The sequence below is a fragment of the Frankia sp. R43 genome, assembly GCF_001306465.1.
Lineage (GTDB): Bacteria > Actinomycetota > Actinomycetes > Frankiales > Frankiaceae > Parafrankia > Parafrankia irregularis.
Map to the genome: position 1 here is coordinate 227,261 of NZ_LFCW01000006.1, position 21,597 is coordinate 248,857.

General features: G+C 71.0%; 14 protein-coding genes. 10 read left to right on the forward strand and 4 right to left on the reverse strand.

Going from position 1 to position 21,597, the window contains the following annotated elements:
* Positions 1–142: 142 nt before the first annotated feature.
* Complete coding sequence (gene pgi / locus ACG83_RS25520) at positions 143–1,795, reverse strand: glucose-6-phosphate isomerase (protein ID WP_054568795.1); 1,653 nt, start codon at positions 1,793–1,795, stop codon at positions 143–145.
* A 384-nt stretch (positions 1,796–2,179) separates the two neighbouring features.
* Between pgi and ACG83_RS25525 the strand changes: the two genes are divergently transcribed.
* From ACG83_RS25525 to ACG83_RS46165, 4 genes are all read left to right on the forward strand, one after another.
* Positions 2,180–4,846: a serine/threonine-protein kinase gene (locus tag ACG83_RS25525; RefSeq protein WP_054568796.1), complete on the forward strand. Its 2,667-nt coding sequence runs from the start codon at positions 2,180–2,182 to the stop codon at positions 4,844–4,846.
* 57 nt (positions 4,847–4,903) lie between these two features.
* Positions 4,904–7,309, forward strand: a complete 2,406-nt coding sequence (locus ACG83_RS25530) for a serine/threonine-protein kinase (protein ID WP_054568797.1) — start codon at positions 4,904–4,906, stop codon at positions 7,307–7,309.
* Between the two features lie 31 nt (positions 7,310–7,340).
* Positions 7,341–9,098 (forward strand): FAD-binding oxidoreductase, encoded by a 1,758-nt coding sequence (locus ACG83_RS25535; protein ID WP_054568798.1) that lies wholly within the window; start codon positions 7,341–7,343, stop codon positions 9,096–9,098.
* A gap of 487 nt (positions 9,099–9,585) precedes the next feature.
* Positions 9,586–9,744, forward strand: a complete 159-nt coding sequence (locus ACG83_RS46165; RefSeq protein ID WP_165615683.1) for a hypothetical protein — start codon at positions 9,586–9,588, stop codon at positions 9,742–9,744.
* 82 nt (positions 9,745–9,826) lie between these two features.
* Here the strand turns inward: ACG83_RS46165 and ACG83_RS25540 are convergent, their stop codons facing one another.
* The 3 genes from ACG83_RS25540 to ACG83_RS25550 form a co-directional block, all read right to left on the reverse strand.
* Positions 9,827–10,825, reverse strand: coding sequence for a bifunctional lytic transglycosylase/C40 family peptidase (locus tag ACG83_RS25540; protein WP_054568799.1), 999 nt, complete (start codon positions 10,823–10,825; stop codon positions 9,827–9,829).
* 32 nt (positions 10,826–10,857) lie between these two features.
* Entirely contained in the window at positions 10,858–11,301 is a 444-nt protein-coding gene (locus ACG83_RS25545) for a hypothetical protein (RefSeq protein ID WP_235498180.1), read from the reverse strand.
* A gap of 263 nt (positions 11,302–11,564) precedes the next feature.
* A complete protein-coding gene (locus ACG83_RS25550) occupies positions 11,565–11,759 on the reverse strand; it encodes a helix-turn-helix domain-containing protein (RefSeq protein WP_006542858.1) in 195 nt (64 codons plus the stop codon).
* Positions 11,760–12,427: 668 nt separating this feature from the next.
* On the opposite strand from ACG83_RS25550, the gene ACG83_RS42850 reads away from it, so the two are divergent.
* The 6 genes from ACG83_RS42850 to ACG83_RS25575 all read left to right on the forward strand — a co-directional run bounded on the left by ACG83_RS42850 (position 12,428) and on the right by ACG83_RS25575 (position 21,565).
* A complete protein-coding gene (locus ACG83_RS42850; RefSeq protein WP_152991518.1) occupies positions 12,428–15,442 on the forward strand; it encodes a hypothetical protein in 3,015 nt (1,004 codons plus the stop codon).
* Complete coding sequence (locus tag ACG83_RS25560; protein ID WP_054568802.1) at positions 15,439–15,879, forward strand: DUF6112 family protein; 441 nt, start codon at positions 15,439–15,441, stop codon at positions 15,877–15,879. The genes ACG83_RS42850 and ACG83_RS25560 overlap by 4 nt, the downstream gene beginning before the upstream one ends.
* A gap of 69 nt (positions 15,880–15,948) precedes the next feature.
* Complete coding sequence (locus ACG83_RS42855) at positions 15,949–16,734, forward strand: hypothetical protein (protein WP_083473557.1); 786 nt, start codon at positions 15,949–15,951, stop codon at positions 16,732–16,734.
* A complete protein-coding gene (locus ACG83_RS25565; RefSeq protein WP_054568803.1) occupies positions 16,731–18,155 on the forward strand; it encodes a hypothetical protein in 1,425 nt (474 codons plus the stop codon). Before ACG83_RS42855 ends, ACG83_RS25565 begins: the two co-directional genes overlap by 4 nt.
* 3 nt (positions 18,156–18,158) lie before the next feature.
* Complete coding sequence (locus ACG83_RS25570; RefSeq protein ID WP_054568804.1) at positions 18,159–19,661, forward strand: PrgI family protein; 1,503 nt, start codon at positions 18,159–18,161, stop codon at positions 19,659–19,661.
* Positions 19,658–21,565, forward strand: a complete 1,908-nt coding sequence (locus tag ACG83_RS25575) for a conjugal transfer protein TraC (RefSeq protein WP_054568805.1) — start codon at positions 19,658–19,660, stop codon at positions 21,563–21,565. The genes ACG83_RS25570 and ACG83_RS25575 overlap by 4 nt, the downstream gene beginning before the upstream one ends.
* The last annotated feature ends 32 nt before the right edge of the window (positions 21,566–21,597 follow it).

Here is a 21,597-nt window from a genome sequence, read left to right on the forward strand (position 1 = left end):
TCCGTCGCAGCACGGGCAACCATCCCGTGGGCTGGTCACAGAGAGTAACATGAGCGCGGTAATCGTTGAACTACTGTTACTGATTGCCGCCACCGCGGGGCCGTGCCGGCCCGACGCGGATCGGACCGGAGCGGGATCAGCCTCAGGCGGAGCGGAGCAGACTGATCAGCGCGTTGGTGGAGCTGTCGTGGCGCAGCGGCACCGAGTGATCGGTCAGCTCGGGGATGATCCGCCCGGCGAGCACCTTGCCCAGCTCCACACCCCACTGGTCGAAGCTGTTCACCCCCCAGATCACGCCCTGGGTGAAGACCTTGTGTTCATAGAGGGCCACCAGCTGCCCCAGCGTGAACGGATCCAGCCTGGACGCCAGCAACGTGTTCGTCGGCCGGTTCCCGGCGAACGTGCGGTGCGCCACGAGCTCCGGCGCGACCCCCTCGGCGGCCACCTCCGCGGCCGGTTTGCCGAACGCGAGCGCCTCGGTCTGGGCCAGGAAGTTGGCCATCAGCAGGATGTGCTGGTCGACCTCGCCGACACCGGGGTGGTTCGGCCGCACAAAGCCGATGAAGTCGGCCGGGACCACGGTCGTTCCCTGATGCAGGAGCTGGAAATAGGCATGCTGACCGTTGGTTCCGGGAGTGCCCCACACCACCGGGCCGGTGGGCACCTGTACGGGCCGTCCCTCGAGATCAACTGACTTGCCGTTACTCTCCATGTCGAGCTGCTGCAGGTACGCCGGGAAACGGGCCAGGTACTGGCTGTAGGGCAGCACCGCGTGCGTCTGGGCGCCGAAGAAGTCCCGGTACCACAGGCCGAGCAGGCCGAGCAGAACCGGAATGTTCCGTTCGAACGGAGCGGTCCGAAAATGGACGTCCATCGCGTGGAAACCGGCGAGCATCTCCCGGAAGTGCGCCGGGCCGATCGCGACCATCAGCGACAGGCCGATCGCGGAGTCCATGGAGTAACGCCCGCCCACCCAGTCCCAGAACTCGAACATGTTGGCGGTGTCGATACCGAACTCGGCGACCTTCTCCGCGTTGGTCGAGACCGCGACGAAATGGGCCGAGACGGCCTTCTCCCCGAGCGCCGCGGTCAGCCAGGAACGGGCGGCCCGGGCGTTCGCGAGGGTCTCCAGGGTCGTGAAGGTCTTGGACGCGACGATGAAGAGGGTCTTCGCCGGGTCCAGATCGTGGGTCGCCTCCCAGACGTCGGTCGGATCGACGTTGGAGACGAACCGGACCGCGATCGAGCGGTCGGTGTAGTCCCTCAGCGCCTCGTAGGCCATGGCCGGGCCGAGGTCGGAACCACCGATGCCGATGTTCACGATGGTCGTGATGTGCTCGCCGGTCGCACCCGTCCACACCCCGGATCGGACCCGGTCCGCGAAGGCCGACATCCGGTCGAGCACCGCGTGCACCTCGGGCACGACGTCGACCCCGTCCACCCGGATGCTGACGCCCGCCGGGGCACGCAGCGCGACGTGCAGGACCGGCCGGTTCTCGGTCACGTTGATCCGCTCGCCGCCGAACATCGCCTCGATGCCCGACCGCAGCCCGGCCGCTTCGGCGAGCGCCACGAGCAGCTCGATCGTCCGAGATGTGACGATGTTCTTGGAATAGTCCAGATAAAGGCCATCCGCCTGCACGGTGAATGACTCGGCCCGCTTCTGGTCATCGGCAAAAAGCTGGCGCAGCGTCACCCCGGAGATCTCCGTGTGGTGCGCGGCGAGCGCCGCCCACTGGGGGGTCCGTTCCACGGCCGTTCCCGCCGCGCGGGCGGTGGTCTCGGTGTTCGCCATGACGTGGGGCCCTTCCTCGATGGCAGTGCTCCCGTACGGCCGCGTCCCCGCGCGCCCGCACGGCCGAACACCTGTCGACGATGACCAGCATGCTGCAGTCGCCCATCTGACGCGCCCGCCGGGTCGCTACCAGGGGCGGAATGGGGGGTATGAGGCCGTAGTATCGCCGGGAAAGCGCTGATGGCCCCGCATTGGCAGCAGGCGTCCCGCGGTCGCGCGTGACGCGGGCGACCGAGGCGGAACCAGCACCATCCAACACGGCAACAGATGCGAACCAACCGCGGGGCTGCGCAGGCACAATCCCGCACGATGTGGCCCTCGGGTGTCACCACCGTGTGGTGATCATGGTGACGACCCGGCAGCCGGTGACGGACGGAACCGACCTTGCTTATCGACAGATCTCTCGTAGAGGCGGCGCTCCCTGGCTACGCGGTCGAGGGGGACCTCGGCAAGGGAGGCTACGGCCTCGTGCTCGCCGGCCAGCACCGGCTCATCGGCCGCAAGGTCGCCATCAAGATCCTCCTTGACACGAGCGACGACCCCGATCTACGTGCGCGCTTCCTTTCCGAAGCCCGCGTCCTCGCCGAGCTCGACCATCCGCACATCGTGCGCATCCACGACTACGTCGAGCACCAGGGAACCTGCCTGCTGGTGATGGAGCTGCTCTCCGGCGGCACGCTGAAGCAGCGGATGGCCACCGGGAAGCTCTCCCCGGAGACCATCTGCGCCATCGGCATCGCCGCGTCAGCCGCACTCGCGACCGCGCACAGCCACGGCGTGCTCCACCGGGACGTCAAGCCCGACAACATGATGTTCGACGGCGCCGGCCTGCTCAAGGTCACCGACTTCGGCATCGCGAAGATCTTCGACGGCGCCGAGACGACCGCCAGCGCCATTCTCGGCACGCCGCGTTACATGGCCCCCGAGCAGATCATGGGCGGGCGGCTGTTCCCCGCCACCGACCTGTACGCGCTGGCCGGCGTCCTCTACGAGATGCTCGCCGACAGGCCGCTGTTCGGCCGGCAGATGGCCGTGCAGCCACTGACACATCACCACCTGAGCGTGATGCCCGAACCGCTCACCATGGTGCCCGCGCCGATCTCCGCGGTCATCATGCGAACCCTCGCCAAGGAGCCCGGCGCCCGCTTCTCGGACGCGTCGGAGCTCGCCCAGGAGCTCGCCGCCGCGGGCACCCGCTCGTTCGGCCCAGGCTGGTTCGCCCGCTCCGAGGTGAAGGTGCGGGTGGATGACGACATCCGCGCCGCGCTGGGCGGCTCCGGCACGGGCATGCAGTCGGGCGCCGCCCCGACGGTTCGCGCCAGTGGCGGCTTCCCGGCCGGTGGCCCCGGCGGCGTGGGCGGCCCGAGCTACCCGCCGGGACCGGGCCAGCAGGGACCCGGCCAGCCCGCGGGCGGCGGCTACCGCGGCCAGCCGCAGGGCGGGCCACAGGGCCAGCCGCACCCGGGCTACCCGGGCACAGGCTCCCAGCTGCCCGGTATGAGCCGCCCCGGCCAGCCCGGCTACAGCCAGACCGGCTTCAACCAGCCCGGCTACAACCAGCCGGGCCATAACCAGCCGGGCTACGGCCAGCCGGGTTACGGCCAGCCCGGCGGCAGCACTCCGCACCCACGGCCACTGCAGGGCCCACCGAGCACGACGCCCGCGCCCGGCCCGCTCACGCCGCCAGGCTCGACACCACAGCCACGCCCGGTGGGGCTGCCACCAGGCTCGACACCACAGCCGGCGCCGCTGGGGCGTCCCGGGCCGACCCGTCCCTTCCCCGGCCAGCCGGGCCAGGGCGGGTCGAACTTCGGCGGCCAGGGCTGGGGCGGCGCGAACGCAGCGCCGACCCACCGCCCCCCGGCGCAGAACGTTCCGCCGGGGAGCCAGCGGCCGCCCGGCCACCGCAACCAGGACAGCAACGACAACAGCCGTACCCTGATCATCGCGGCGGTCGTCTTCGTTCTGGTCGTCGCGCTGACGGTTGGCCTCGTCGTGGCCCTGTCCGGCGGCGGCAAGGACGACGGAGGCGACGAGGTCCGCTCCAGCCCGGCGAACGCAGTCGCCTACAGCGGAGCGGCTGTCACGGTGCAGGGTCTGAGCCCCTACAGCCTCTCGATCGACGACCAGGGCGCGCTGCTGATCACCAGCCTCGCGACCGACCGGCTGCAGAAGATCTCCGCCACCGGTGCGGTGTCCGACCTCGCCGGCACCGGCTCGGGCGGGTTCAGCGGCGACGGCGGGCCCGCGACCGCCGCGAAACTCGACGGTCCGGGTTCCGCGGTGACCGACGGGAAAGGCAACATCTACATTCCCGACGCGCGGAACTACCGCATCCGGAAGATCGCCTCGGACGGGACCATCAGCACGATCGCGGGCACCGGCGTCGCCGGCTATTCGGGTGACGGCGGCCCGGCGACCGCCGCGCAGCTCAAAAGCGCGGAAAAGCTGGCTGTCGCCCCGGACGGATCGATCTACGTCGCGGACTACGAGAACCACCGCATCCGGAAGATCGGCACGGACGGAATCATCACCACGATCGCCGGCACGGGCGTCGACGGCTACTCCGGAGAGGGTGGCCTGGCCACGGCCGCCACGCTGAACGGCCCGAACGATGTCGAGGTGGCCAGCGACGGCACCCTCTACATCGCCAATCTCGGCAGCGACACCGTCCAGAAGATCAACACGGACGGAACCATCCACACCGTGGCCGGAACCGGCGAGCAGGGCTATTCCGGCGACGGCGGCCCGGCGACCAAGGCCCAGCTCTCCATTCCGTCGGTCTCCCTCGGCAGCAACGGCACGCTCTACATCGCCGACTACGGCAACAACCGGATCCGCAAGGTGGACGCGAACGGCACGATCACCACCATCGCCGGCACCGGATCCGAAGGCAGCTCCGGTGACGGCGGCCCGGCGACGGAGGCCAAGTTCACCGATCCGAGCTCGGTGGTCGAGGACTCCACCGGGGCGCTCTACATCGCCGATTCGGGCAACAACCGGATCCGACGCATAGCCCCCGACGGCACGATCACGACGATCGCCGAGTAAGCCGGAAAAGGACATGCCCCGAACGAATCGGAACAGCAGCGTGCGGAGAATGGCCCGGTGACTTCCATCGACCTGGGGCGAGTCGCCGGCGCGCTGACCGGCTACGAGCTCGGAGCGGAGCTCGGGCGCGGCGGTTTCGGCGCCGTGCTGGCCGGGCGCCATCGCCTGATTGACCGGGATGTCGCGGTCAAGGTCCTGCTGGAGCCGGCCGGCGCCCACGGCGGGGGCGACAGCGACCTGCGGGACCGGTTCCTCTCCGAGGCCCGCGTCCTGGCCGGCCTGGACCACCCGCATGTCGTGCGCATCTACGACTACGTCGAGCAGGACGGCCTGTGCCTGCTGGTCATGGAGCAGCTCACCGGCGGCAGCCTGAAGACGCACGGGCCGGGCCTGCGCGACCCGCGCGCCGCCTGCGCCGTCGGGCTGGCCGCCGCGGCGGCGCTGGCCGCCGCCCATGATCGCGGTGTCCTGCACCGGGACGTCAAGCCCGACAACCTGATGTTCGCCGGAGACGGCATGCCCAAGGTCACCGACTTCGGCATCGCCAAGATCCTTGAGACGACGGCGGCGACCACCACCGGCCTCGTCGGCACTCCGCGGTACATGGCCCCGGAGCAGATCACCGGCTCCCGGCTCGGGCCGGGCACCGACCTGTACTCCCTCGGTGTCGTCCTGTACGAGCTGCTCGCGGGGCGGACCCCGTTCCCCGCCGGCCTGACCGTCCCGGCGCTGCTGCACCACCACATGTCGGTGCCGCCGCTGCCGCTCGACGAGGCTCCGCCGCCGCTGGCGGCGGTGCTCCTCACCGCGCTCGCGAAGGAGCCGGCCTGGCGCCCGCCGACGGCGCACGACTTCGCCCTGTCCCTCGCCTCCGCGGCCACCTCCGTGTTCGGACCCGGCTGGCTCGCCGCCAGCGGCGTCCCGGTGCGGTTGGCCGACGACGTGCTCGCCGCCGCCGGCCACACCCAGGGCACCACGCCGAGGCCCGCCGAGATCGCCAGGCAGCTCGGGGGCGACGGATCCGCCGGCCGCCCGCCGTACGCGGGCGCCGTTCCATACGCGGGTGCCGCTCCGTACGCGGGTACCGCTCCGTACGCGGGTACCGCGGGGTTAGCCCCGACCAGGGTCGAGGGCTACGCGGATGAGACCGTCGGCCCATCGACCGGGCACCGCGGGCCCAACGGGCCCAACGGGCCCAGCGGCCCCCACGGGCATCGCCAGTCGACCGGCCCGGGAGGCCGTTCGCGGCGCGCGAAGATCATCACTGCGTCGGCGACGGCCGCGGCCGTGCTCGCGGTGGCACTCGGGCTGGGGATCTGGCTCACCGCCGGCGGCTCCGACCCCGAGGGACCGGCCTATGCGGGCAGTGAGGCGGTCGAGGTCAGCGGCCTCTACAGAGCGGACGGGATCGGCATCGGCCCCGACGGTTCGCTGTACCTCGCCGACAGCGGCTCGTCCGGGCAATGGCAGGGCCAGGTCCTGCGACTGAGCCCCGACGGGACGCTCACCCACCTCGCCGGGGTCGGCCCGCCCGCGACCACGCCGAGCCCCACCGCCGAAAGCACAGACGCAGCGGCCTCGTCCCCGTCGAGCTCACCGTCACCGACCCCGTCACCGACGCCGGTGCTCGGCGAGGGGGGGCCGGCCACACGTGCGGACCTGATCGCCCCGGTCGCGGTCGCCGTCGGCCCCGACGACGACGTCTACGTCGCGGACAGCGACGACGGCCGGATCCGCCGCGTCGCCAACGGGAAGATCACCACCGCCGCCGGCGCCGGGCCGGGTGAGGGGTTCAGCGGAACCTCCGGCAAGGCCGTCGGTGCCAAGCTTTCCGACCCCCGAGCATTGGCCGTCTCCGATGAGGGCGACCTCTACATCGCCTCCGGCTACCGCGTCCGCAAGGTGACGTCGGACGGCATCATCAGGGTGATCGCCGGCACCAGCGACTCCGGCACCACCGGCGACAACGGCCCGGCGGTGGAGGCGACGCTCACCAGCCCGTCCGGGCTTGCTCTCGCCGACGACGGAACGCTCTATGTCGCGGACAGCAGCGCGCACACGGTTCGCAAGATCTCGACCGACGGGAAGATCACGCTGGTCGCCGGTACGCCCGGTGCCTACGGCTACTCCGGTGACGGTGGCGCCGCGACGTCGGCGAAGCTCTACAACCCGCACGGCCTCGCGGTCGGGCCGGAGGGCGAGCTCTACATCGCCGACACCTACAACGACGTGATTCGCGTGGTCACCACGGACGGTAAGATCAACACGTTCGCCGGCACGGATGACGTCAACGCGAACACCGCTGACGGTGCCATCGCGACCGAGACCGAGTTCAGTTATCCCTCCGGGCTCGCGATCGACGCCTCCGGCGCGGTGTACGTGAGTGAGCCCGACCGGGGTACCGTCCGACGGATTGGTCCGGACAAGTTCGTGACGACCGTCCTGCGAAAGGCGGCCGACTAGATCACACCGCAGGCACCGAGCGAGGAGCTGCATGTTCGATCGGCGGGAGTCCTTCGACCGTCGCGAGGTGCTTCGCCTGGCCGGCAGGGGGCTGGCCGTGCTCGGTGCCGGCGGGCTCGCCGCCGGTGGTCTCGCCGGCTGCGGTGGCGATGACGACGACGGCCCCGGCCGGCCGGGCGGAGTCGACGAGGGAACGCCGAGCGAGCGCGACTGGCAGCGGCTGTCGGAGCAGCTCTCGGGCCGCCTGGTCCGGCCTGGATCCGACGAGTACAGCACCGCGCTCCAGCTGTTCGACCCCGCCTTCGACAGGATCCAGCCGCAGGCGGTCGCCTACTGCGCGTCTGCCTCGGATGTGGCCCTCGCCGTGGGCTTCGCGCGTTCCGCGGGCATCGCCCTCGCCGCTCGCTCCGGCGGGCACAGCTATGGCGGCTATTCGACGACGACCGGCCTGGTCATCGACGTCTCGACGCTGAACGAGGTGCGTCCGGGCAACCGGTCGGGCCTCGGTGTCGCCGCGAGCGGCGGGGCCACCGCGGGATCGGGGGTCGCCACCGTCGGCGCCGGGGCCCCGCTCGTCGATGTCTACGACCAGCTCATCCAGGCCGGCGCGATGATCGCGGCCGGCTCCTGCCCGACCGTCGGCATCGCCGGGCTGACCCTCGGCGGCGGCATCGGCGTCCTCGGCCGGCGCCACGGGCTGACCTGCGACCAGCTGCTGGCCGCCGAGGTCGTCCTGGCGTCGGGGGAGATCGTCCAGGTGGACGCCGAACGGGACGCCGACCTCTTCTGGGCGCTGCGTGGTGGTGGCGGCGGCAACTTCGGGGTCGTCACCTCCTTCACGTTCGCCACGCATCCGGCCACACCGCTGACGGTGTTCAGCTACCGCTGGCCCTGGGACGTCGCCGCCGAGGTGGTGGCCGCCTGGCAGGACTGGAATCTCGGCGCCGACGCGCCTGACGAGCTGTGGTCCACGTGTGTCGTCACGACGACCACCGGCTCCGATGGGAAGGGCACACCCGCGATCCGGGTCAGCGGGGTGCTCAGCGAGCCGGGCGGCTCGACCACCGGCACCGGCACCAGCAGTGGCGCCACCGGCACCGGCGGCGGGGCCGGTTCGCGGACCGCGCTCGGCGGCAGCGCGGGCAGCACCGTGGCCGCGCCGGCGCGGGACCTGCTCGCCCACCTGGTCGACGCGGTGGGCAGCCGGCCGGCGTCCACCTTCGCGGCCCAGCGTGGGCCGCTGGAGGCCATGCTGATCGAAGGCGGCTGCTCGGGGCGGAGCGTGGCGCAGTGCCACCTCGCCGGGCGCCATCCAGACGGAACCCTGCAGCGGGCCGCCCAGCTGGCGGCCTCGAACTTCCTCACCGCGCGGCTGCCGGCCGCCGGGACCGAGGCCGTGCTCGCCGCCGTCGAGGCCAGGCAACGCGAGACCGGGCTTCGGTCCGGCGGTGTCATTCTCGACAGCTGGGGCGGTGCCATCGGGCAGGTTGGCCCGCAGGACACCGCGTTCGTGCACCGCGACGTGCTGGCGAGCGCCCAGTACGTCGCCGGCTACGACATCGGGGACAGCGCGGAGCTCAAGGCCCGCAACGCCGAGTGGCTGCGGGCGACCACGGTCCGGATGAGCCCGTACGTGGCGGAGTCGGCGTACCAGAACTACATCGACCCGGAGCTCAGAAGCTGGGAGAAGGCCTACTACGGCTCGAATCTGGCGCGCCTGCGCTCGGTGAAGCGCGCCTACGACCCGGACAACGTCTTCGCCTTCGCCCAGAGCATCCGCCCCGCGTGACGCATTCTCACCCGCCCGCCAGCGCAGATCGAAATCACCGACAGTAGCGACAACTACAGGCTGTCGCCGCTCCGGACAGGGAGTCGACGTCACCTGCCCGGAGCGGTGTGGATCAGTACATCGGTTGATCCCCACCTCCGACTACTGGCTGCTTCTAGTCCAACCACTGTCCGTTCCATGTCCGCCGACACCTGGCGATGTCTCCGCGATAGCAGGCGTTCCCGGCCCGAGCGGCACTGATCGCCCGGCGAGGGCGAACACCTCCCCGCGCTGGCCGGTCAGGGAGGCGACAGCGCGGCCGCGTGGTTCCCTGCGGCATCACGAGGACCACCGGAAGGCCGCGCGTGGACCCGGTTGTGGCACGGCGGTTCCCCTTGCGACCACTACTCAAAGTCAGTACACACGTGCTGTCGGCAACCACCGACAGTCACCACCGGCGCCGGTCCCGGCAGGCACCGGCTCGCCAATCGCAGTTCAGGAGGTCCACATGAAGCAGTTGATCTGGCCGTGGGGAGTGACCATCTTCATCATCTTCTTCATGGTCACCTCGCCGGGAGACGCCGCCGATGTGGTCCACAGCGCCTTCGGTGCGCTGGGCACGGTGGCCGACGGGCTCAGCAGCTTCGTCTCCGACGTCGCCGTCTGACAGCGGCGCGACGACCGACACCGCCAACGGCACCGCCAACGGCACCGGCACCGACACCGACACCGACACCGACAATCATCGATCAGAAGCTTCGAGCCAGCGGTCGGGTCACCGCGACGACAGTCGTCCAGTCGGAGAGCTCCGAGAGCACGACCCCCCAGCGGGCGCCCTTCGCGGCGATGACCTGACCGTTCCCGACGTACATGCCGACGTGGCCCGGCGCGATGGCCGTCCCGTCGGAGCCGGGGATGAACAGCAGGTCACCCGGCTGGGGCTCGACCCCGCTGACACGGGGACCGTAGGCCACCTGCTCGGTCGTGACCCGCGGGAGCGAGACGCCGATCTCCCGGTAGGCGGCCTGCACCAGCGACGAGCAGTCCCAGGCACCCGGACCCGTCGCCCCCCAGACGTAGGGCTTTCCGATCTGCGACCACATGAAATCGATCACCGGCTGAAGTGTCTCGACCGACACCTCGACGCCGGTGTCGAGCGAATCGCCGTACACCTGGGCCTGCGCCAGGATCGTACGGACATAGTTGCGCGTTTCCGGATAGGGCGGCACACCGGCAAAGGCCAGCACCGCACCCGGTCCGGCGTTGTAGGCGGCCAGCATCTTCTCCTGCCCTGAACCGGGCACGGAGGCGACGGCCGCCGCGACCGCGCAGTCGTAGCGCGCCGCCGCGGGAATGGCGTCCGCCGGGTTCCACACATCTCCGCTGCCGTGGGCGGCCCAGGTCCCCGGCATGAACTGGGCTATTCCCATCGCGCCGACCTGCGACTGGGCACGGGGATTGAATCCGGATTCCTGGCGCAGCTGGGCGGCGAGCAGCGAGGGCGTCACCTCGGGGCAGCCGGCGGCGTTCGCCGCATCCGTGATCAGCTGCACGTACTCCGTCGGAATCCCCTCGGAGTTCGTGATCGCGCGCCCGCCGACGTTCTGCTCGTCGAGAAAGGGCGCGGCGATCAGCAGAATCAGCACGGAGATCAGCAGAAAGATTCCGCCGATGGTCACGAAGCCGCCGACGCCGAGCCAGACCAGCAGGCGCCCGCCCCGGACCGTGCCGCGCGACGTCCTCGCCATCCCAGCCGCCGCCTCTGCTCGTCGCGTCCGTACTACCGGCCCGGCGCGTCGCCGGCGGCGTTCTCAAGATCGGCGCCGGCGATCCGCCAGGTGCCGTCCGTCCCGACCAGCATCGTGACCGCCGGTGTCGAAACCGTGATCTCGGCGGGCCCGGCACCGGAGATCGTCTCTCGGCGCACATTGAGCAGGAGCGCCACCTGCCCGGACGTGCTGGTGTCGACGCCCCCGACGGGTGTGACCGCGAGCACCGAGACCGTGGAGCGAGTGCCGGCGGCGCGCAGCTCGTCCCAGGCACGACCGGCCTGAGAGCCGTTGTCTCCCCCGGCGGTGCCGTCAGAGCCGCCGGTGCCGGCTCCGGCGAGCTTGGCGGCGAAGTCCGGGGTCAGGCAGTCGCGGGCCCGTTCGACGCCGGCTGCCGGGCCGGCGTCGGTGCGGGCGTCGAACGACTGCCATTTCGTGAAGCAGTCACGAGCCACCGCAGCGGGATCCGTGGGATCAACCGTGGCCTGATTTTCAGCGGTGGCGGTGGCGAGCGGCGGACCCGGCGCCTGACTGGCTCCCGGCGGAGGCCCGGTCGTGGTCGGGGCAGCCGATGGCTGGTCAGAGGTGCCATCGAGCGCTGCACAGCCCGCCGCCGTAACAAGTAGCAGCGAGATCAATGTCACGAATCCAACAGCAACGCGGAACCGGGCGCGATCAAGGCGGTGGTGCGGTGTTCTTCTCGCGTGTCCGCGTGGTCTCACTCGTGGCCGTCCAGCCAGTCACGGACCCGGCCACGACGAATGCGCCACTGATGACCGACCTTGCGCGCGGGGATCGCGCGCTCCGACAGGAGCTTCAGAACCGTGCTCTCCGACAGCCGCAACCAGGTCACCAGTTCGTCGACAGTGAGCACGTCGTCGTCGTCCGAATGGAGCGCTGGACGAGGCGACATCGCAGGTGACGCGCCTGCAGCCACCGGCGCGGCCGGCGGCTCCGCCGTCCTGGCCACGGGCCGGGCGGGCATTCGCGGCGGGCGTGACGAGGCCGTCGGAAAGCGATCCTGCACCACCCAGGGCCCCCTTCTCGGCCGACAACCGACAGCCGTTACGCGTCGGCGAGGGAGGCTAACACCGCAATGCCGACCCTGGCGAGTCCCAACTATCGCTTGTCATACTTGAACGGCTCGTGTTACATCGATCCGACCGCAGCCGAGAGCAAGTAACAGTAAGTAACCGTAACTGGCACCAATTGGCCACCACCAACACCAGATCGAGGAACCAGTCAGACCTGCCAGGAGGGCGACGGCGCGTGAGCGATGTGCCACAGGCACCGTACGGCGAGGAGGGGGACGCGCGGCCCGTTTCGCTGATTGGCGCCCGAATCCCTTCATCCACGCCTTACGCGGCCGAGCTCCCGGCTCGCGACGGCGAGAGCGACGACCGTTCCGCCACCCGGGCTGCCCGCCGCAGGCACCGCAGGCGCGGTGACACGGACGAGCCCGCCGCCACCGGCACTGGTGACGGATCGTGGCAGGACCAGGCGTTCCATCTGGAGGATGCGGCACCCGGCGGCGCCAGGCCCACAGGCCGGTCCGGCATGTCGGGCTCAGGCCGAACCGGCATGCCGGAGCCAGGCCGGGCCGACCCGCCACGCGCCGGCGGCCACAGCGGCCATGACGGTGGCGATGGCAGCGACCAGGAGCCGCGCGGCCAGGCCCAGCGGCGCGGCCGGCGCCTTCCACGCACACCCCCGAGCGCCGGCCGCGACACCTCGGCCACGGCCGGTGGTGAGGTGAGCGGCGGCGGGCGGCGTGCCATCGCGCCACGCGCGGCCCGCCCGGAGCCGCCCGTCGCGGGCGAGCCGCCCCGGCGGGTCGAGGTGGCCCGGGTTCCCGCACCGGTGCCGCCCGGCCGGTTCGCGGCGACCCCGTCGCTGCCACGAGTCACGGCAACCAACGACCAGGGCACCGCACCGGACACGGCTGCGGACGACACCCTGAACCGCCGCCCCGTGCTCCGTCGGGCCGCCACGCCTCGCGCCGTCCCGCCGCCGGCGCCGATGGGCCGCAAGGACCCCAGCTTCCCGCCGGCCACCTCGGGCGCCCTGGCCAACACCGGCAGCTCCAGCACCGGCGTCGCCGCCGGTCCCGGTGCCACCGGCAGCCCCGGCGGCACAGCGGCACCAGGCCCCGCCGGAACGCCCCGCGGGCGCGCCGGGTCCGGTTCCGGCCGCGGTGCTTCCGGGGCTTCCGGGGCCTCAGGTGGCAGAGGAACGATCAGCGGCTCCGGTGCCTTGACGACCTCGCCGGGCCAGCGTCCCGAGCCCGCGGAGCCGTCGGCGCGTCGCGGCGGATACCAGGGCGGCACCAGCGCGCCGCCGCCGGGCCGCCGGCCCACGACGGCCGGCCCGCGCCGGCCCGGCCGGCCGTCGGCGCTCGCACCCAGGACACCCTCGACCGACCCGGCACCCGTTACCGGCCCAACGCCCGTAACCGGCCCAGCTCCCGTAGCCGATCCGGCGCCCACAGGCGACCCGGCGCCCGCGCCGCCGACAGCCTGGGAGCAGCCCGGCTGGCCAGCCCAGGCACCAGCGGGCGCGGAGGAGGCAGCGGCCCGGCCGGTCGATTCATACGCGCCGCCGGAAGTGCCCAGCTACCCCGGTCAGAGCGAAGTCAGTGGCACGGAGCCCACCTACCCGGCCGAGATCCACCCAGCCGAAGCCCATCCGGCCACACCGGCGGCTTCCGCCGGCCAGGCCTGGCCCGCGGTGGACCCGGCCTGGCCGACTGCCGACCCCGCCTGGCCCGCGGTGGGTCAGGCGTGGCCGTCGGCCGATCAGGCCTGGCCAGCCGACGGTCAGGCCTGGCCGGTGGTCGAGTCCACGCCGGGCGCCGCAGACACCGCCGGTGACGCCCTCGGCGACACCGCCGCCGCTGCGGCCTCCGCCTGGGGCGACGTCGACGGGTGGTCCCAGGAGCCCGGTGTCACCGAGGCCGCCACGGCGCTCCAGCCCGAGATCCCGGCGCTGCCCGTCGAGTCGGGTGACCGCCCCGGCTCCGTCGCACCGCACGGCGTCGCCGGGGCGGATCACGTCGACCAGGTCGACGGCGAGCTCGCGACCGAGGCAGCCGACCAGGTCTCCCTGCTTGGTCCTGATCCGGACGCGGAGGAGAGCACCGGCTATCCGCAGAGCGATGTCGACATGTGGGGCGATGACGATGCCCCACTGTCGTCGGTGTCCCCGGCGTCCCCGGTGTCGTCCGAGGACGGGCGCCGGCGGCGTCCGTCGACGGCGCTGCTGCCATCGGGCCGGCATCGCAGGTCAGGCCTCGAACCCGACCATGCCCAGGAGCACCCGTCGGCGGTCGCGAACCGAGCCTCGTCCCGGAGCGCCTGGCCGGGGCAGGAGACCTGGGCCGACGCGGACGACGACGAGCCCTGGGAGGAGATCCCGCTGCGGATCACTCTCATGGACCGCGCCGCAGCCGTCCTGCCGGGCTCGTGGCGGATCGCGGTGACCTCGCTCTTCCCGTACTCGGGCACCACGACGCTGGCCGGCGTCGTCGGTCTGACCCTGGCCGGTGTCCGCGCGGAGCCGGTGCTCGGTGTCGATCTCCATCCGGGGACGACCACCCCCGGCTTCGTGCCCCCCACCGCCGACAGCATCGAGATCGACGAATCACGCGGTGACAACCTGGTGAGCCGCGTGGGCAGCCGGGGTGTCACCACCGTCTCGGACATCGCGCGGCAGCGCGGATCCGGCGTCGCGATGCCACCCGAGGAGGTTCAGGCCCTCATCGGCGCCCGTCGCTCGGGCGCCATGTTCGACCTCGACGTACTGCCCATCGAGCGCCCCGCGGGAATGGACGCGGATACGAACGCGGGCGCGGGCGCACTGGTGCCGGTGGACGAGCCGGTAACGCCGGGAACGCTCCGAACCGTGCTCGGCGCGCTGGCCCACGCCTATCCGCTGATTCTCCTGGACGCACCGGCGGCGGCCCCGCTCACTCCGACGGCGATCCGCTCCGCGGACGCGGTGATTCTCGTGACGCTGGCGACCGCCTCGGATCTGGAGACCACCCTCGCCGACCTGCTCGACCCGCAGGGCGCGCTGGCCGGCGTCGGGGTGAACAGCCGGGAACGGCTTCGCCGCGAAGAAGCCGGAGCCCAGCCCGGCCCCGCCGTCATCGCCGCCGTGGTGTCACCGCGGCGAGGCCGGCCCTCACCCCGGACCAGGACCGCCACGGCCCAGCTGGCCCGCTATGTCGACGCAATCGTGCGGGTCCCCTACGATCCGCGCCTCGACCCCAGCCGCGGAACCCCGGTCCGGATTCCGAGGCTGCGCTGGGCGACCCGGCGGTCCTATCTGCGGCTGGCCGCCGAGACCGTGGACGCGTTGGCCGCAATGGCAGACGCCGAGGTCAGCGCGCCCGTTCCGGCGGATCGCCCACTCCTGGGCCCACCGTCGCCGCTAGCGATTCCCAACGGTTCGACGCGGCTACACACCGGCGATGCCGATCACCCCGAGGTGCCCGGCGTATCATTTGGCGACCTGCGGCCCGGAAGCAAACCCACGCGGGTGTCCGGGCCGGATCGTCCGGGCGGTCAACCGCCTGCGGGAGGGGAACCAAGATGATCGTGGTTGCGGCAACCGCCTCAGCAACAGCCTTTCTCGCCAACGTAGAGGTCAACCCGGACGACGCCAAGGCGCCCGGCATCAACGCGCTGAAAGACCTGGTCAACGGGCTGGCCGCGTATGCGGTCGTCGCCGCCGTGGCCTCCGTGTTGTTGGGCGGAATCGCGTGGGCTCTCGGTGAGCGGATGGGGCTGGACCGCGCTTCGGCGGTCGGCAAGAGCGGAGTCCTCGCGGGCTTCGGCCTCGCCTTCCTGGTCGGTGCCGCCGCCACCTTCGTCAACTTCTTCATCGCCACCGGCAGCAGCGCGGACGATGCCACCGACAACACCAACAGCATGCGTCCGCCCGCCGTGGTCCTGACCATCACCCCAGCCCCCGCCGAAGACATCGTCGATGATCCCGACGTGGTCCATGCACCGCCGTCCGCAGACTTCTAGGCGGTTCCGGAGGTATCTGGCCTCCGACATTGCGATGATGACCCTGCCGGCAACGGAGGGGAGTAGGCGTTGGTAAGCCTCGCAGAGTGGGCATTCGGACGTCTGATCGTTGTCATCGTCGCAGCGTCAACGGTGACCGCGGTCGGAGTCGGCACCGTGGCCTTCTTCATCGGACGGCAATCGGTGGACACCAGCCCTGAGGCATCGGCCAGCGCCGAGCCGAACCCCGTCGTGCCCTCGGCACAGGCTTCGGCAGCGCCGACAGCCGTGGTCCCGACACCCGACGATGTGCCCACGCCCACAGGCGAAGCCGGTCCGGTCGGCGCCCCCACGCGGGTCAACGAGTTCGGGGTCCCGGTCGGCTACCCCCATACAAGCTCCGGCGCCATAAGCGCCTGCGGAAACTACTACACCGCGTACAATAACCGCGCCAATAGATCACAGGAAAAAATCCGCGAGTTCTTTTCTTCAATTGCAGATCCAAGGTCAGTCGAAACGCTCGCTAGCGGCATCTTGCGAGTTGATCAGGAAAATGCCGCCATCCTCGGCGTTCCATCAATTCAGGATCCTCTGGTTAACTTCGATGCTCGGCCGCTCGGATATCAAATAGAGGCCAGCTCCGATTCCGAGGCAAAGATACTGGTCTGGGGTGCAATTTCACTAGGCGTTTACGACTCGGCTGACCCGGTTAAGCAAGCGCAAGTTCGTTGGGGCTCCGAAGTCTGTCAAGTTCGCTGGCAGCAGGACGACTGGAAGCTGATAAACGCAGACGACGGTCCAGATGGTCCGCTACTTCACAGTCGTAGCGCCGGAGACTTCAAAGAGTTCGTAGTGGCTGGAGGTCCGCAATCATGACGGGTGGCATGGTGGCCTCCGCGCCAGCAGATCAGAGTGTAGTCCTTGCGTGGACTCCTTTGACGCCACTAAAAGATCTCGCCGGCGGAGCCGCCGACGACTTCTTGGACTCTGTCGGCAAAGCGTTCTGTAACATGGCGGCGGACCTTTCGTCGTCCGTCTTCAGCTTTGCGGCACAGAAGACCGCTGTAGATCTCAACGCGCAGTATGTCGTCGACAACTACAACATCGTCTTCGGCGTATCGGTGCTCATCGTCACCGGGCTCTTCCTCTGTTCGTGCACCGTAGCGGCACTACGGGGCGATCCGCACGTGTTCGTCCGGGCCCTGGCCACCACCGGCACGGCGATCATCGGCTCGTTCATCGCCCTGACACTGCTACAGATGGTCCTGGCCGCCTCGGACGGCATGGCCGAGGCCTTCGGCAATGACAAGGCCCTGGGAGCGGACCTCGTAGCGCAGCTCCGAGAGCTACCCGAACAGGGAAATTTCGCGCTAGATCTGGTGCTGTCCCTCCTGGTGGCGATCTTCGCCTTCACGCTTTTCGTCGTGCTCTACATCCGCAAGGTCGCGATCATCGTGGTGGCGGTGTTCATCCCGTTGTATCTGGCGGGGCAGCCCACGATGACGACCAGCGCATGGATGAAGCGCGCCACCGAGACGCTGGTGGCGCTGATTTTCGCGAAGCCCGTCATCTACGCGATTTTCGCGCTCGGCGCCGGCATCGCCCAGGACACCGGTGGATCCACGGTTGACCAGACACTGAGCATTCTCAGTGGTGTCGTAGTGATGATCGCGGCCGTCCTCTCGCCGTTCATGCTGATGCACCTGCTCGGATTCGCCGACGTCCAGCTCATGCGCGCGGTCGGGTCCGCCGGGCAGCGCAGTGCGGCGTCGTTCGGGCACGGTGCCGGCGCGCTGCTCGGTTCGACGTCCCGGGAGACGTTCCGCGGAATCGGTTCACGGCTCCAGACCAGAAACCGGGGAATGCTCGGCGACGCGGGTGCCTTCGGCGGCCCGACCGTTCCCGCGGCCCGTCCGGCGGTGCGGCCCGGCCGCGGAGGGTCCGGTTCCCCGGCGCCGGTCGGAACGCCTGCCCGTGCGGGTGCCGCCGGGACTGTACGCGCCAGGGTGAACCGCTCGGAGGGTTCGGGTGTCGGCGTCGGCGCGGCCCCGGCCGGGACGAGGTCCGGCCGGAACACCGTCGGCGCGGCCGCTGCGACGCGAGCCGTCCCCGCCAGGGCGGGAGCTCCGAGCGGGGGCGGCGGCCGGGCGGCGGCCGCCGCGCCGGCGCGCACCCCGGTGGCCCGGACCGCCGCCCCGGCCGCGCACGTCTCAGGCAACACCGTGGCCAGGCCGCCGGTGACTCCGCAGGCCGCACCGCGAGTCACGCCGCCGGCGCGCACAGGAGGTGGCGAGTAGCCCGTGGTATCCGAACGCAGCTATCGATTCGGGCCCCTGGAGCGCGGCGGGGTACTCCTCGGCATGCGCTGGCCCCAGCTGGCGCTCCTCATCGGCGTCATGCTGTCGGTGCTGGGCGCGCTGCGTTCGCCGTTGATACTCGTTCCCCTGTGGGTGCTGCTGGCCGCGGGGTTCGCCTTCGTCGCGTTCGTCCGGGTGGAGGATCGTAACCTCGACCAGTGGGTGCCGATCATGTTCGGCTTCGCGATGCAGAAGGTGACGGGCGAGACGGTGTTCCGTGGAGGCTACTTCCGACTCGGTCCCACCGAGGACCGGATTTCCAGGACGGTCCTGCCGGGGCCGCTGTCGGGCCTGGTCATCCTGTCGTTCCCGGTGGGTGGCGGCCGGTACGTGGCCGTGGTGAAGGACGCGAAGAAGCAGACCTACACGGCGGTGCTGCAGGTGAAGGGCAGCCAGTTCGCCCTGCTCGAGTCCGGGGATCAGCAGTCCCGGGTCGACGCCTGGGGCGAACTGCTCGCCGGCCTGACCGGTGGTGGCGGCAAGCTCTCCCGCATCCAGTGGCTGGAACGGACCCTGCCGGACTCCGGTGACCAGCTTCAGCGGCACTGGCGGGTCCGCGGCCACCACGACGACTCCTGGGCCGCGCAGGCCTACGAACAGGTCATCGACGCGGCCGGCCCGGTCGCGCAACGGCATGAGACCTACCTGTCCTTCCAGCTCCGGGCGAAGGACGCGCGCCGTGCCATCCAGCGGGCCGGTGGCGGCGACGAAGCGGCCTGCGCGGTGCTGCTCAGCGAGCTGCGGACGATGGAGGCCGCACTGGCGCGGGCGTCGATCAACACTGTCGGCTGGCTCCCGCCCCGCGCGCTCGCCGCGGTCATCCGCACCACCTACGACCCCTACTCGATCGAGATGATCGACGCCCGGGGTGGCGCGAGCACCGACCTCGCCGGTGGTCTCAAGGGTCTGCCGTCGGGCATCAACCCGGCCATCGCCGGGCCCATCCGCACGGTGAACGCCTGGGATCACTACCGCACCGACTCGGGCTTCCACACCACCTACTGGATCAACGGCTGGCCGCGAGTCCCGTCCCCGGCTGCCTTCCTCGCGCCGCTGCTGATGGAGACCACCTGCCGGCGCACCGTCTCGCTCGTGGTGGAACCGCTGCCCGGTCGCAAGGCGGAGAAGGCCGTGAACCGGCGTCGCATGGCGCACATCGGCGAACAGCAGATGCGTGACAAGGTCGGCAAGGTGACGACGCAGCGGGACGTCACCGAGGCCGACGAGGTCGAACGGCGCGAGCAGGAGCTGATCGCCGGTTTCGGCGCGTTCCGCTTCCACGGGTTCGTCACCGTCTCCGCGGACGACCTGGAATCCCTCGCCGACGCCTGCGGTGAGGCGGAGACCCTGGCGTCGCGCAGCCGGTTGGAGATGGTGCGTCTCGTCGGCGAGCAGGACCAGGGCTTCAGCGTCGGTGCGCTGCCGCTCGCGGTGGGGGTGGCATGAGTTACGACCACGGTGCCGCCGACCGCGACGTCTACGGCGCCGGCGCCGGTGACGACTATGGCTATGACTACGACGGTACCGGTTACCACGACACCGGCGAGGACCCCGGCTACCAGGCCAGCGGGTACGTCGATCTCGGTGGCAGCCAGCGCAGCCGCCGCCGGCAGGCGAAGGCACAGGCGGCCCACGAGCGGCGGTCCCGGCGGGCCGAGCGGGCCGCGGCCAACGCGGAACGGGCCTCCATGCGCCGGGCCCAGTCGTCGCTGCGCCGCGGCGCCCAGCCGCCACGGCTGCTCGGCCCCTTCGCCGGCCGCGCCTTCCACAAGCTGCGCCTGCCGGCACACATGGAGACCACGGCGCAGATCGCCGGGATCTACCCGTTCGTGGTCGACTCCGGGCTCGACGCCCCGGGCATGTACATCGGCCGGCACGTATGGTCGGGCAACTCCTTCGACTTCGACGTCTTCGAGCTTTACCGGCAGCAGGTGATCGAGAACCCGAACTTCGCGGTGTTCGGCGCCGTCGGCTCGCGCAAGTCCGCGCTGCTCAAGACGCTGATCTCGCGCGGCTCCGCGTTCGGCTACCAGGCCGCCGTCCCCTGTGACCCGAAGGGCGAGTACACCCGGCTGGCGCGCCGCCTCGGCTGCGAGCCGACCTACATCGGGCCGGGCCTGTCGACCAGGCTCAACCCCCTGGACGCCCCACCGCGCCCCCGGGGCATCGCGGACGCGGACTGGGCCCGGGAGGTGAAACGCGCCCGCTCGGCGCTGCTGTCCTCGCTGATCGAAACGGCCAAGGGCGTGCCGCTGACACCGGCCGAGCACACCGCCGTCGACCTCGCGCTCGACGTCGTCACCCGGCAGATCACCGGCGCCGACCCGGATCGCTGGGCCACCCCGCTGCTCCCCCACGTGCTGGAGGCGATGACCGACCCGTCTGAGGAGGACTGCTCGGCCCTGCCGATGACCGCCATGGAGCTGCGTGACGCGTCCCGGGACGCGACCCTGACGCTGCGGCGGCTCACGCACGGTGCCCTCGGTGGTCTCTTCGACGGCCCGACGACCTCGCCGCTGGACTTCGATCAGCCGATCGCCGTGCTGAACCTGGAGCGGGTCCAGGGCAGCGACGAGATGATCGCGCTGATCATGACCTGCGCGCAGGCCTGGATGGAAGCGGCGCTGATGCGCCAGGACGGCGTGCAGCGCTACGTCGTCTACGACGAGTGCTGGCGGCTGATGCGGTTCGCGGGGCTGGTCCGCCGGCTGTCCGCCCAGCAGAAGCTGGCGCGGCAGTGGGGCTGCGCGAACGCCATCGTGGCGCACCGCATCTCGGACCTGCTCTCGGCCTCCCCCGACTCGGTGGAGATCGCCAAGGGCCTGCTCGCCGAGACGGCGATCCGGATTCTCTACAAGCAGGCATCGGACCAGATCGCCGACACCAAGGAGGCGCTCGGCCTCACAGACGTCGCCGCCGACCTGCTGCCCCGGCTGGACCCCGGCTACGCCCTCTGGCTGATCCAGCACCGTGCCTTCTACGTTGAGCATGTGGTCGGAGACCTGGAGATCCCGGTCGTGCTCAACGGCTCGAAGATGCACGGCGAGGTCGACGACACCAACCTCGTCCCCGACGATCTCGACCCCAGCGAGCTCGACCCGCCCGAGCTCAACCCCCGGCTGACATCCGATCCGCCCGGTGTGGCCTTCAGCGTGCCCGCACCGATGCCGGTGCCCGCGGCGGGTCAGCTGACCCACACCTACCACGACGAGCGGGGCCACGACCCGGCCGAGGAGGACGAGGAGAACCTCGTCGCAAGGGCGCACTGGGCGGCACCACCCCTCGTACGGGACGGCGTCCACCACATCCAGGTCGGCGACCCGCAGATCGTGGACGCGCCGCCCAACTGAGCGCCCAGCTGAGGACGGCAGTGAGGTTCACG